14 protein-coding genes and 1 pseudogene are annotated in these 13,222 nt (G+C 30.2%); 3 read left to right on the forward strand and 12 right to left on the reverse strand.

Annotated elements, in window-relative coordinates; translation table 11 throughout:
- Positions 1-108 precede the first annotated feature (108 nt).
- The 5 genes from PG912_RS05965 to PG912_RS05985 form a co-directional block, all read right to left on the reverse strand.
- On the reverse strand, positions 109-2,229 hold the full coding sequence (locus PG912_RS05965) for a M1 family metallopeptidase (protein ID WP_275688849.1): 2,121 nt from the start codon (positions 2,227-2,229) through the stop codon (positions 109-111).
- A gap of 66 nt (positions 2,230-2,295) precedes the next feature.
- On the reverse strand, positions 2,296-2,775 hold the full coding sequence (locus PG912_RS05970) for a DUF6702 family protein (RefSeq protein WP_275688850.1): 480 nt from the start codon (positions 2,773-2,775) through the stop codon (positions 2,296-2,298).
- Between the two features lie 32 nt (positions 2,776-2,807).
- Positions 2,808-3,584: a carboxypeptidase-like regulatory domain-containing protein gene (locus PG912_RS05975; RefSeq protein WP_275688851.1), complete on the reverse strand. Its 777-nt coding sequence runs from the start codon at positions 3,582-3,584 to the stop codon at positions 2,808-2,810.
- The gene (locus PG912_RS05980) at positions 3,577-4,404 is read right to left on the reverse strand and encodes a carboxypeptidase-like regulatory domain-containing protein (protein WP_275688852.1); all 828 of its coding nucleotides are present in this window, start codon (positions 4,402-4,404) and stop codon (positions 3,577-3,579) included. Before PG912_RS05980 ends, PG912_RS05975 begins: the two co-directional genes overlap by 8 nt.
- Positions 4,405-4,408: 4 nt before the next feature.
- Positions 4,409-5,188: a carboxypeptidase-like regulatory domain-containing protein gene (locus tag PG912_RS05985; RefSeq protein ID WP_275688853.1), complete on the reverse strand. Its 780-nt coding sequence runs from the start codon at positions 5,186-5,188 to the stop codon at positions 4,409-4,411.
- A 70-nt stretch (positions 5,189-5,258) separates the two neighbouring features.
- Here PG912_RS05985 and pepE point away from each other — a divergent pair, with 70 nt between their 5' ends.
- Positions 5,259-5,966, forward strand: coding sequence for a dipeptidase PepE (gene pepE / locus PG912_RS05990; protein WP_260585735.1), 708 nt, complete (start codon positions 5,259-5,261; stop codon positions 5,964-5,966).
- 38 nt (positions 5,967-6,004) lie between these two features.
- Here pepE and folD read toward each other — a convergent pair whose 3' ends face one another.
- The 7 genes and pseudogenes from folD to PG912_RS06025 form a co-directional block, all read right to left on the reverse strand.
- Positions 6,005-6,883 carry a bifunctional methylenetetrahydrofolate dehydrogenase/methenyltetrahydrofolate cyclohydrolase FolD gene (folD, locus tag PG912_RS05995; protein ID WP_275688854.1) on the reverse strand — a complete coding sequence of 293 codons (879 nt, stop codon included), beginning with the start codon at positions 6,881-6,883 and terminating at the stop codon, positions 6,005-6,007.
- A 71-nt stretch (positions 6,884-6,954) separates the two neighbouring features.
- A complete protein-coding gene (ffh, locus tag PG912_RS06000) occupies positions 6,955-8,283 on the reverse strand; it encodes a signal recognition particle protein (RefSeq protein ID WP_260585733.1) in 1,329 nt (442 codons plus the stop codon).
- 163 nt (positions 8,284-8,446) lie between these two features.
- Positions 8,447-9,022: a DinB family protein gene (locus PG912_RS06005; RefSeq protein WP_275688855.1), complete on the reverse strand. Its 576-nt coding sequence runs from the start codon at positions 9,020-9,022 to the stop codon at positions 8,447-8,449.
- Positions 8,970-9,524 carry a DUF1572 family protein gene (locus PG912_RS06010; RefSeq protein WP_275688856.1) on the reverse strand — a complete coding sequence of 185 codons (555 nt, stop codon included), beginning with the start codon at positions 9,522-9,524 and terminating at the stop codon, positions 8,970-8,972. Before PG912_RS06010 ends, PG912_RS06005 begins: the two co-directional genes overlap by 53 nt.
- A 48-nt stretch (positions 9,525-9,572) precedes the next feature.
- Positions 9,573-10,039, reverse strand: a pseudogene (msrB, locus tag PG912_RS06015) (peptide-methionine (R)-S-oxide reductase MsrB).
- Positions 10,040-10,041: 2 nt separating this feature from the next.
- Positions 10,042-10,431, reverse strand: a complete 390-nt coding sequence (locus tag PG912_RS06020; protein WP_275688857.1) for an alpha/beta fold hydrolase — start codon at positions 10,429-10,431, stop codon at positions 10,042-10,044.
- Positions 10,432-10,506: 75 nt separating this feature from the next.
- Positions 10,507-10,908, reverse strand: coding sequence for a hypothetical protein (locus PG912_RS06025; protein ID WP_275688858.1), 402 nt, complete (start codon positions 10,906-10,908; stop codon positions 10,507-10,509).
- A gap of 130 nt (positions 10,909-11,038) precedes the next feature.
- Here PG912_RS06025 and PG912_RS06030 point away from each other — a divergent pair, with 130 nt between their 5' ends.
- Positions 11,039-11,848: a M48 family metallopeptidase gene (locus tag PG912_RS06030; protein ID WP_275688859.1), complete on the forward strand. Its 810-nt coding sequence runs from the start codon at positions 11,039-11,041 to the stop codon at positions 11,846-11,848.
- A 78-nt stretch (positions 11,849-11,926) separates the two neighbouring features.
- Positions 11,927-13,222, forward strand: coding sequence for an MFS transporter (locus PG912_RS06035; RefSeq protein WP_275688860.1), 1,296 nt, complete (start codon positions 11,927-11,929; stop codon positions 13,220-13,222).

A 13,222-nucleotide genomic window follows, 5' to 3' on the forward strand; every position in this document is an offset into this window, starting at 1 on the left:
ACTAGAAAACAGTGTTTGTTAAAATTTTAACAAACTTTTATACAATTTAAGTACAAAAAAAAGCGGTACAATTACCTTGTACCGCTTTTAACTTTAAATATATTTATTTTAACCTTTAACCTTATTCTTAAATTTATCGAATTTAGTTGCGGTCTTTTTAGGCCAACTGTTGTTAGAGGTATCTACATCAGCAGTTTCTAAATCAGGATCAATTGTAATACTTTGTACTTCTTTTGATGAAGAAAATACTTTTGTAACTTGCTTATCATTATACCTCCAAATTTGTGCAGGATATGTTTTCTTTTCTTTTGTTCCGTCTTTGTAAGTAAACTCAACAATAATAGGCATTACTAAGCCACCAGGTTTGTTGTAGGTAATTTCGTAATGATATTTACTTTGTTTTTTAGAGAAACCTAAACCTTTAGAAGTATCTTCAATAAAGTTTACTGATGCATCTTTATTTTTAGTTGTATAGAATTTTTTAACACCTTTTACACCAATATCAGTAACATCTGTTGTGTAAAACCATCCTCTCCAAAACCAATCTAAATCCATTGCCGAAGCATCTTCCATCGATCTAAAGAAATCAGCAGGAGTAGGGTGTTTAAATTTCCATCTTTTAGAGTAGGTAGCAAATGCATGGTCAAATAATTCTTTTCCCATAATGGTTTCTCTTAAAATCCATAAGGCAGTTGCAGGTTTACCGTAAGCGTTGTTACCAAAACTATACACATTATCTCCTTTAGACATAATTGGGGCAATTCTGGCTTGATTACCACTCATATATTTTACAATATTCTTTGGATAACCTCTTGTAATAGGGAAATCTTTGTCGTAATCTAATTCTGCTAACATTTCCATGTAAGAGTTTAAACCTTCATCCATCCATGTCCATTGGCGTTCATCAGAATTTACAATCATCGGGAAAAAGTTATGTCCAACTTCGTGAATTGTAACTTTTACCATTCTATATTTTATTCTATCAGAATAACCTCCATCAGCAAGATCAGGTCTTCCTGGATTGAAACAAATTTGTGGATATTCCATTCCCATTTGTCCGTCAACAGAAATTGCTTTGTGGTACGGATAATCAAACGTATATCTCGAATATGTTTTTAATGTTTGTGCTACAGCTCTGGTAGAATGATCTCCGTATAACGGATTTGCTTCTTTAGAGTATAAAGATTCAGCCATTACTGTTTTACCATTAATATCAACAGCCATTGCATCGAAAATAAATTTTCTTGAAGTAGCAAAAGCATAATCTCTTACATTGGTAGCTTTAAATTTCCAAGTTTTTGTTTTTTTAGAACGTCCTTGCTCAATTTTCTCAGCTTCTTTTTGAGTTCTAATAATAACAGGTTTGTCGAAAGTTTTTCTTGCTTTTTCAATTCTTTTTAATTCAGTTTTAGAAAAAACATCTTTTTTATTTAACAACACACCTGTTGCACCTAACATATGATCTGCAGGAACAGTAATGTTTACATTAAAATCTCCAAATTCTAAAGCAAATTCACTTCTTCCCCAAAACTGATCGTTTTGCCAGCCTTCAACATTATCATACACACATAATCTTGGGTAAAATTGTGCGATTACATAATTGTTATTATTGTCTTTAGGAAAATGTTCGTAACCAGATCTACCACCTTGAGTTCTGTGGTTATTGATGTTGTACCACCAGTTAATATTAAACTTAAATGTATCGCCAGAGGCTAATGGTTGCGCTAAATTAATACGCATCATTGTTTGATTAATGGTGTGCGATAATTTTGTTCCGTCTGCATTGGTAACACTTGTAATTTTAAATCCACCATCAAAAGCTTTTTCAGGAAAAGCTCTGTCATAAAAACGTTTAGGCAATTTTTCACGAATTTTAGTAGGAGCGATGTCTGGAGTTTTAGAATCTGCTGCTCGCATATTTTGATCTAATTGCACCCATAAATAAGTTAATTCGTCGGTAGAATTATTATGGTATGTAATAGTTTCATTACCTGTAATACTTTGTTTATCGTCATTCAATACGATATCCATTGTATAATCAACTTTTTGTTGTGTATATTTTACACCAGGAGCCCCCGAAGCCGTATGTTGGTTATTTGGCGTTGGTAATTCTTGCTTTAATTGTCTGAATTTGTTTTGATTCGTATGTCCTTCTTTAGTAATTTGCTGAGCAAAAGCAGTAGTTGCTACCAAGAAAAGAGAAAAAACGAATAAAATAGTTTTCTTCATTATATTTAAGTTGTTGTTTAAGTAAATTTAAAAGTAATGATAAGTGATAGATATTGTTAAAGAATGTTAAAAATTTAACAAACCTTTATCATTTTTTTTGTCTAAAAATAAGCTCTTGTGAGCTGTTTTTATTAAGTTTTGTTGTTCAGGAAAATGGTTTACTAATACATCATTTTGTATTTCAATGGAGTTTAAAGTTTTTATGTTTTCTACTTCTAAGTAAAAATAAACAATATCACCATCGTATTCCTTTCCTATAAAATTATAAGTTACATCGTTATTATTAACTTTAATTTTAAAGTGTTTTTGCAAGTAATTTAAGAAAAGTTCATCAACTTTTTTAAACTCATCTTTTGTAGTTAATTGTAAATCTACATTATAGTCTTTATTAATAGCAGTTTCTATATCATCAATAAAAACATTCATAATCATTTGAACAGATTGTGTTTTTTCTTTGTATTCGATTTCAGTTAAAGAAATATAGTATTTGTGAACACTAAAAGAGAATAGTGGAAGGATAAATAATAGGATAAATATTTTTTTCATAATTCTTAAAGACCAATTATTGCGCCAAAATACTAATTATAATTGTTTGAATGTAATTTTTTAAATACTTCGGATTTCTTTTTTAAAAAAAGAATCATATTTATATCACCTGAATTATAAACCTGATTAAAATGTTCATCCGCAGTACAAAAATAAATAAACTTATAAACGTCTGATTCTTTGATTTGATACTCTTTTACAATGTGTTTAGAATACGTGTTTTTTAAATTTTTTACTTTTACTTCTAAACTTTCAATAGTTTTAAGTTTTCGAAGTTTGGTTATTCGTCCCGAAATACTGTTAATTATGTAATCTATAGAGAGTAAATTTCTTCCGCCCATTGCTGTATATAACCTTCTTTCGGCTGGTGTAAGAATTCTAGATCCAGCATAAGGAAGTTTTAGTGTTTTAGCATCTATTTTTTTCTCGATTTTTATGTTCTTGCTATCTGAAGTTAAATAACCTAATAAATTATTTTTCTTAATTGATATTTCATCTAGCTCAAATGCTGTTTTTACTAATTCGAAAGTGTTTTTTTGTATTCCGAAATGATGTAAATTAACAATTAAAAGGGTTGATTTATAACCAACGAAAGATATTTGTAAAGAATCGTGCTGTTTTGCTAAAATTCTAAATTCACCGCTTTCATTGGTGAAAGTTCCTTGTTTTGTGTTTAAGTTAACCACATGTGCATTAAAAACATGGCCAACTTTATCTTTTACATCAGCATACAAAAACTTTCGGTTTTCTTGAGATTGAGCTTTTAAAAAAGAAATTAATAAAACAAGAAAGAGTAACCGTTTATTCATTCGGTAAATTTATAACTTTTAAATAGCTTTCACTTTCTTGTCGTATTATTTTTATCACTTCTAATATGTTGCCTTTTTTATATAAATTTTCTATAGCTAACGGATTACAGTATGCTAAAAAATGATGATATTTTTCTTTTGGAATTTTTAAATCTACAAAGAAGAATTTTTCACCAAATTCTGATATTAACATTTCAGGGAAATTTTCTTTATATTTAATCTCTTTTCGAAGCCTTCTTTTTTCTGCAGCATGTTGATCAATGCCTTCACTAAAACCACCGCCTACACCTGCAAATTTTGCAGTAGGATCAGTTTGTTTTTGCATGTCAGGTGCTTTAGAACGATCTATAACATCAATTTTATTAGTTGTAATTTTTTCAAAATCTATATTTTTTATGCCATTAACTAAATTGGCAACTATTTTATTAATTTTATTTTCAGGAGTTTGTTTTATATCTATTGATAAAACACCTTCTAAATTGTGTTTTTTTAAAATAATTTCATCTAATTCAAGCGTTTCTTTTTCTAAATAAATATTGTTTTTAAACATTCCGAAATGTTTAATTTTTACAATTAAAAAGGTTGTTTTATAACCAACAAATGATATTTGTAAGGAATCATTAACTTTTGCTAAAATTCTAAACTCTCCCTCTTCATTAGTATAAGTTCCTTGGTTTGTTTTTTTGTTAATGATGTGTGCGTTAGCAACTGCTCCGACTTTATCTTTTATAGTAGCATATAAAAATTTCCGGTTCTCCTGAGAAATGATTTTAAAAGTAACAGTTAAAAAAAATAAAAGCAAGAGTAGTTGTTTTTTCATAGATTTATTTTTGAGTAACTCGCGTGTTTTCTTTATGTAAAAGATACGGAGAGTTTTTACTATTATCCAATAAAACAGTGGTAAGTTCTAAAAATTTATCTTTTCTATATAAATTAATAATACCTTTTGAGATGCAAAATTCTAAAAACGGATTGATGTTTTCTTTTGATATTTTCAGCTGATGAATAAAGAAGCCATCGGTAAAATGCTTTCTTATTTTAACAATGTTTTTATCTTCTATTTTTAATTTTTTTAATACCTTTTTTTGTTTTATTTTTCCGTTTAAAGTATTTAGAAGACCATCTATATTAACAGCTACACCAGACTTAATAGCTATCGTTTTTTCATTTTTAATTTTCTTGTTTTTGGCGTAGGGTAACTTTAATGTGTGTGCATTAACAATTGGACCTTTGTATATTAGTATGTCTTTGTCGACTTCAAAAATCCCTTTCTTTTTTTTAAGAACAATTTCATCTAACATATAAGTTTTACTATCTAAATGAATATTAATCTCTTTCGATTTTAAATCATCCTCTGTAATAACATGTTCTTTATATTCGAAGTTTAAATGAGAAATGATTAAAACATCACCTTTTGCAGCAAGAATTTCAAAACGTCCTTTTTTATTAGAAATCGAACCGATGTATAATTTCGGGTTGATAATATGTACGTCTTCTAATGCTAAACTATCTAAATAGATGGTTCCAGAAACAATTTTAGTATTGTTTTGAGCAACCATAATTAGTGATGTTAAGTAACATAATAAAAATAGAATCTTCTTCATTTTACAAAGAAACCACCTACTTGTCTTAAAAATGTTTTAAAAGGATGGTAAATTTTTGTTAATTTGAGGTATGAAAAAAATTATTATAGCTAGTACATCAACGATTCACGGAAGCGGATATTTAGAATATATATTACCAACGCTTGCTACTTTTTTTAAAGAAGCGAAAACTATTTTATTTATTCCTTATGCAAGACCAGGCGGAATAAGTTATGACGAGTACACAGCTATTGCTAAAAAAGCTTTTGCTACGATTGATAAAAAAGTAAAAGGGATTCACGAATTTGATAATCCGAAGGAAGCACTAAAACAAGCTGAAGGAATTTTTACAGGTGGAGGAAATACTTTTGAATTGGTGAATCAATTATATAAAAAGGATGTAATTACAGCATTAAAACAAGCTGTAGAAAGCGGAATACCGTATTTAGGAACTAGTGCAGGAAGTAATATTTGCGGAGTTACAATGATGAATACTAACGATATGCCAATTGTATATCCGCCAAGTTTTAAAACGTTAGCGTTTATTCCTTTTAATATAAATGCTCATTATTTAGATCCGATAGAGGGCTCTACACATATGGGCGAAACTAGAGAAACAAGAATAAAGGAGTATCATGTGTTTAACACGACTTCGGTTTTAGGCTTACGAGAGGGGAGTTGGTTAGAGGTAAGTGGAGATTCAATAATTTTAAAAGGAAGTTTATCTGCACGTTTATTTCAAAAAGATACAACACCTATTGAATTGGCAACAAATAAAGAGATAAGTATTTTATTTTAAAAAAAACTCCAAACATTTGTTTGGAGTTTTTTTACTTATTATAAATCATTTCTTTTACAGGCGAGTAAGGTGTTTTTTAACAACATTGCTATTGTCATTGGACCTACACCTCCAGGAACTGGAGTTATAAATGCTGATTTTTCGGCAACTTCATTAAAAGCAACATCACCAACTAAACGAAAACCTCGTTTTTTAGAAGAGTCAGCAACACGGGTAATTCCAACATCAATAACAGTAACATTATCTTTAACCATATCGGCTTTTAAAAACTCAGGAATACCTAAAGCAGCAATAATAATATCAGCTTGTAAAGTAATTTCTTTTAAATTCTTTGTTCTACTATGTGTTAGAGTAACTGTTGCGTTTCCTACTTTTCTTTTTTGAGCTAACAAAATACTCATTGGGCTACCTACAATATGGCTTCGACCAATAACGACAACATTTTTACCACTAGTTTCTACCTTATAACGATCTAACAGTTCTAAAATTCCAAACGGAGTAGCCGAGATAAATGTAGGTAAGTTTAAGGCCATTTTACCAACATTAGTTGGATGAAATCCGTCTACATCTTTATCTGGGTTTACAGCCATTAATACTTTTTGTTCATCAATATGATCGGGTAGTGGAAGCTGTACAATAAAACCATCAATATCATTGTCGATATTTAAAATAGCAATTTCATTAAGTAATTCTTCTTCGGTTGTTTCTTTAGGAAGTCTAATTAAAGAAGATTCAAAACCTACACGATCACATGCTTTTACTTTTGCGTTAACGTAGGTTAAACTTGCGCCATCATTACCAACAATAATGGCTGCTAAATGAGGTGTTTTTTTATCGTTGTTTTTTAACTCTAATACATCAAGAGCAATTTCTTCCTTAATGTCTGCGGATGTTTTTTTACCGTCTAGTAAAATCATTGTGTTGTTGTGTTGTGATTGTTGTTAGTACCTATATGTAAAAAAAAGAGAAGCCACAGCTTCTCTTTATATTATTTCATTCCTTTCATCATTTGCATCATTTTTTTTCCGCCACCACCTTGCATCATTTTCATCATTTTGCTCATCTGATTAAATTGCTTCATTAACTGGTTTATTTCTTGAACAGAGGTACCAGAACCTTTCGCTATTCTCTTCTTACGACTTGCGTTTATGGAAGAAGGCGTACTTCTTTCTAGCGGAGTCATAGATTGTATGATGGCTTCGATACCTGTAAAGGCATCATCTTCTATTTCGACATCTTTAAGGGCTTTTCCTGCACCAGGAATCATACCTACAAGATCTTTCATGCTACCCATTTTTTTGATTTGTTGTATTTGACTTAAAAAGTCATCAAAACCAAATTGATCTTTAGCAATTTTCTTTTGTAATTTTCTAGCTTCATCTTCATCATATTGTTCTTGAGCACGTTCTACTAAAGAGATAACGTCTCCCATACCCAAAATACGATCTGCCATACGATCTGGATAGAATACGTCAATAGCATCCATCTTTTCACCAGTACCAATAAACTTAATTGGTTTATTTACTACCGATTTTATCGATAAAGCAGCTCCACCACGTGTATCACCATCTAATTTGGTTAATACAACACCGTCGAAGTTTAAAATATCATTAAAAGCTTTTGCTGTATTTACAGCATCTTGCCCTGTCATTGAATCTACAACAAATAATGTTTCTTGCGGATTAACAGCTTTGTGAATGTTAGAAATTTCATTCATCATTTCTTCATCAACAGCTAAACGACCAGCAGTATCAATAATAACTACATTCTTACCGTTTGCTTTTGCATGCTTAATTGCATTTAAAGAAATTTCAACAGGATTCTTATTTTCTACTTCTGCATATACATCAACGCCAATTTGTTCTCCAACAACTTGTAACTGATTAATAGCGGCAGGACGATACACATCACAACCTACTAATAATACTTCTTTAGATTTTTTAGTTTTTAAGAAATTAGCCAATTTACCAGAAAAGGTAGTTTTACCAGATCCTTGTAAACCAGACATTAAAATTACACTAAGAGAACCGCCTAAGTTAACACCAACAGTATCACCTCCCATTAATTCAGTAAGTTCGTCTTTAACCAACTTTACCATTAATTGCCCAGGATTTAACGTAGTTAATACGTCTTGACCTAAGGCTTTTTGCTGTACTCTTTTAGTAAAATCTTTAGCTATCTTAAAGTTAACATCGGCGTCTAATAAAGCTCTACGAACTTCTTTTAGCGTTTCTGCAACATTAACTTCAGTAATTTTTCCGTGTCCTTTAAGCGTATGTAACGCTTTATCTAACTTTTCACTTAAATTATTAAACATGTATCGGCTTCATTTTTAGAGGCACAAATATAGTAATTAGACTTTAGATGTTAGACTTTAGATGCTAGATTTTTAGTCTTTTTTAAAGAAAAAATAATTGATAAATAAAATTAAGTAGTTTTTTTAGCCTGTAATTTTTTAAGAATTATAAAGGTTGAATTTATTAATGCTTCTCTTTTAAAATAGTAGTGTGATGCTCGGTATGATATCCTGTCCACATAATAATTTCTCTAATAGGCATTTTACCCATTAATGGATGAGGAAGAATTAGGGAATTTAAATCCTTGTCTTTCCAACGTTTCGTTTTATGTTGTAGTTTTTTGTTTTGTACTTGAAGTGTTACTAATAATTGGTTAAAATTAGCTTTGGAAGGAGTTTTTACTTCAATATTAAATTTCTTGGCTCTTTCTTGATTTTTAGAAAGCTTCTCTTGATAACGTTTTGCAACTTCTTCATAAGAACGAACTTCTCTATTTGCGCTACCGAATTTATACTTCAATAAAAATTTAGGGTAACTCAACGCTTTGTTTACTTGTTTTATTGAATCTACTAAATGAACAATATGTTGTCCTGTAGTCCATTTACCTTCAGAGCCTTTTTCAAAAGAATTTTCAGATTGTTGATGTATCCAATTAAATAATTCTTGATGTTTTTCTTCTAATAAAGTAACGATTTCTTTTTTTCCATTATAAGTTTTCAGTAAAGTGTTTGCGTGATTTTGTTTTGCTAAATTTCTCATCATTGTATGCTTTTGAATTTCCTTTAGCTACAGATAAATTTTGCCATTCATCAATTACTAACAATTTACCTAAAAAAACAATTTGACCTATATGATAAGAATAATGACAAAGTTGACGGTTTATAGCTTCAGTAATTGAATGCCCTTCATTTCTGATATAAATAATGGTATCAAAATTTTTTTCAGTAATTGTATTTAAAGCATCAAATAAAACTTTCCATCCTGTTTCCCAATAAGCAATAACTTCTTCTTTAGTTGTAAATGAGTTTATAAATTCACTGTCTCTATCTCTCCATTCTTTTTCACCATCCTCCGTTAAAAAGTTTGTCCAGCGAGAATGCATATTGCCAACAATATGTTTAATTATAATAGCAATAGAATTATTGTTTTTATTTGGTAATTCAAAAAACTGATCATTATTTAATTGAATAAAAGTTTTATCACCTAAAGATTTATAGTATTCAAATTGTTTTTTTATACTTGATAAATAGGATGTTTCCATTAAAAAGAGCTGATTTTAGTCAGCTCTAAGTTACAATATTTTAATGAGTTATTTCTTTGGGATAAAATCTAAAGCAGCGCCGTTAATACAATGTCGTTTACCAGTAGTTTCTCTTGGCCATCGTTAAAAGCATGTCCTAAATGACCACCACAGGTGTTGCATTTTAATTCGGTACGAGCATATCCTATTTTATAATCAATATCTAATTCAACATTCTTTTTTATGGCTCTATCAAAAGCTGGCCACCCTGAACCGGATTCGTATTTATGTTCAGATTTATATAATGGAGTCTTACAAGCAGCGCAAACGTATGTACCTTTTTTATAGTTTTTGTTTAACGAGCTTGAATTTTGACGCTCAGTACCAGCTTCTCTAAGAACATAATATTGTATTGGCGTTAAAAGAGATTTCCATGTTGTATTTGTTTTTGAAACCTTGTATATTTTTTTATTTTGAGCGTTTCCTGAGTAATTAACAAGTGTAATTAAAATGAGGGCAAATACTATTTTTTTCATATTTATTGAATAATAAAGTCTACAATTTCAGAAGTTACTTTTTTATTACGAAGTATTTTAGTGTGTCCTAAACCTTTGGTAATTAAAAGTTTTCCTTTTGATATGTTTTGACGAATATTTATAGCACAACTTACAGGTACGTCTCCATCATTAGAATCGTGCACAATTAAAGTAGGAATATTTATATTTTTAGCAACAATACTTGACGAATGAGAATCGATATCCATTTTCCATTGCTTATCAAAAATATTTTTCATTTTTCGAGCAACAATCGGTTTAACTTCTAGGTTTTTTGTGAAATTTAAAATAACATCAGAAATTTTATCAGCAGCACCAACAGTTACTAATTTATTAATTTTAAAATCGGTTGCAACGCTATTGTATAAACACATACCACCAAAAGAATGTCCTACAGCAGCTTCAAAAGGCCAAATTGTTTATCTATTTCTGTAATAGCATCTAAAAACTCAGGCATCATCGTTGTTTTTCCTTCTGATTTTCCGTGGGCTGAGTCCATCAAAAGAAATTACCATGTATCCTTTTTCTAAAAGTTTATCAGCAATCATAAACAACTGAGTGCTTCTTCCTGCCCAACCGTGTACAAGTAAAACTTTCTTTTTTGAATATCCATAAGATAATATTTCTACTTTTTTAGAAATATTAGGTATGGTTATTGTCTTCTTCTGTGCGCTTTTTAGCATTACTTTTTCCCTTTCAGGAATTGAGAATTTTATAGGTGTAATAAAGAGTTTAGTTCCAAATTTAGCAGTTAAACCAGTGGATAAAAATTGAATCGATTTAGCTAAAAATATAATAGGTTTAGGTATAAGTAAGCTAGGGGAGAATAAAATAGAACTTTTAAAATTCATGAAATTTATTTTTAAGATAAAGATAGAATTTGTAAATTTAAAACATACAATTTGTTTACTACTTTTGTGACAATATATTTTTTAGTGTGTCTTAACTAAAACAATCAATAATAAATAAAATCAATAATAAATGAAAAGAATTATAGCCTTAGGAATTGTAGCAATATTTTTAATACAATGTAGTACAGTGCCTATTACGGGAAGAAAACGACTTAACTTTGTGAGTGATGCACAAGTACTACCTGCTAGTTTTGCACAGTATAAAGGATTTTTAGCAGAAAATAAATTATCTAAAGATGTGTCTAAATCTAACGAGATTAAAAAAGTAGGTAAAAATATTTCAGAAGCTGTAGATCGTTTTATGAGAGCAAACGGAATGAAATCTGAAGCAGATTCTTATAAATGGGAATTTAATTTAGTAGAAGATAAAACTGTAAATGCATGGTGTTTGCCAGGAGGTAAAGTTGTTTTTTATACCGGTATTTTACCAATTTGTGCTAATGAAGATGGTATTGCTGCGGTTATGGGGCACGAAGTAGCACATGCTTTTGCAAAGCATGGTCAAGAACGTATGTCTACTGGGCAATTACAACAATTAGGTGGAGCAGCAGTAGCTTTAGGTACTAGAAATAGTAAAAATTCAGCTATTTTTAATACTGCTTATGGTTTAGGAACTCAAGTAGGTGTAATGTTACCTTTTAGTAGAAGTCACGAAACAGAAGCAGATAAATTAGGTTTAGTGTTTATGTTAATGGCAGGTTACAATGGTGCAGAAGCTGCCGAAGTTTGGGTAAGAATGAGCCAAAGAACAAAAGGACAAAAAGCTCCAGCAGAATTTATGAGTACGCACCCTTCTAATCAAACACGTATTAAAACACTTAGAGCGTATTTGCCAGAAGCAAAAAAATTAGCAGCAAAATTTAATGCACCTACAAAATAATAAGAGGGTAAATTATTTTATATTATATTGCAAACCGTTCATTTTATGAGCGGTTTTTTATTATAAGATATTTCACATATGCATAAGAGAGGAGATAAGAAATTAATTAATGCATGGGCATTTTACGATTGGGCTAATTCAGTATATTCATTAGTAATTAGTACTGCTGTTTTTCCGTTGTATTATAGTGCAATTACAAAAGGTAAAACCGTTCGCTTTTTAGGAATGGATTGGGAACACCCAGATAGTTTGTATAGTTATGCATTGTCGTTCTCTTTTTTAGTGGTGGCGCTTATTTCTCCAATTTTATCAGGAATTGCTGATTATACAGGAAGTAAGAAAAAGTTTATGAAATTTTTCTGTTGGCTTGGAGGTTTGTCTGTAATAGCGTTGTATTTTTTTGATGGTATAGATACTGTGTGGATTGGTATTTGGTTTACCATTTTAGCAAGTATTGGTTTTTGGGCAAGTTGGGTTTTTTATAATGCTTATTTACCTGAAGTAGCTTTGCCAGAGCAACAAGATAGAGCTAGTGCAAAAGGTTTTATCTACGGATATATTGGATCAGTTATTTTATTGATAATAAATTTAGGAATGATTATGTTTCCTGAAACATTAGGCATCACATCTGGTATGGCATCTCGACTTTCTTTTGTTATGGTTGGTATTTGGTGGATTGGGTTTGCACAAATTACTTTTAGAAGACTACCAGGAGATATTTATAATAAACAACCAGACAATGATTATATATGGAAAGGATATAGAGAGTTACAAATTGTATTTAAAGAAGTGTTAAATTATCCTACATTAAAACGATTTTTATTGGCTTTTTTCTTTTTGAGTATTGGTGTGCAAACTATCATTTTAATGGCGGCTATTTTTGGTTCTTCAGAATTGGGTTTAGAATCTACCAATATGATTGCAACCATTTTGTTAGTACAAATTGTAGCTATTTTCGGTGCCTTAATTTTTTCTAGAATTTCAGGCAAATACGGAAATTTTAAAGCTTTAAAATTAACTATTGGTATATGGATGCTTGTTTGCTTTTTTGCATTTTCATTAGATAAATCTCAAGAAAATGTAGCGCTATATTTTTACGGATTAGGAGGTTTGTTAGGATTAGTACAAGGAGCAATACAATCGTTAACACGATCTACGTATTCTAAACTTTTACCAGAAACAGAAGACCATGCAACGTACTTTAGTTTTTATGATGTGGTAGAAAAAATAGCAATCGTTTTGGGAACTTCTGTATACGGAGCATTGTATGCAATTACCGATTCTATGCAATGGTCGGTATTATGTTTGGCAATTTTCTTTTTAATATCGTTTATCATCTTAAACACATTAAAGAAAACGAAATACGTAGCCTAA

It is taken from the genome of Tenacibaculum retecalamus, from assembly GCF_027941755.1.
Lineage (GTDB): Bacteria > Bacteroidota > Bacteroidia > Flavobacteriales > Flavobacteriaceae > Polaribacter > Polaribacter haliotis_B.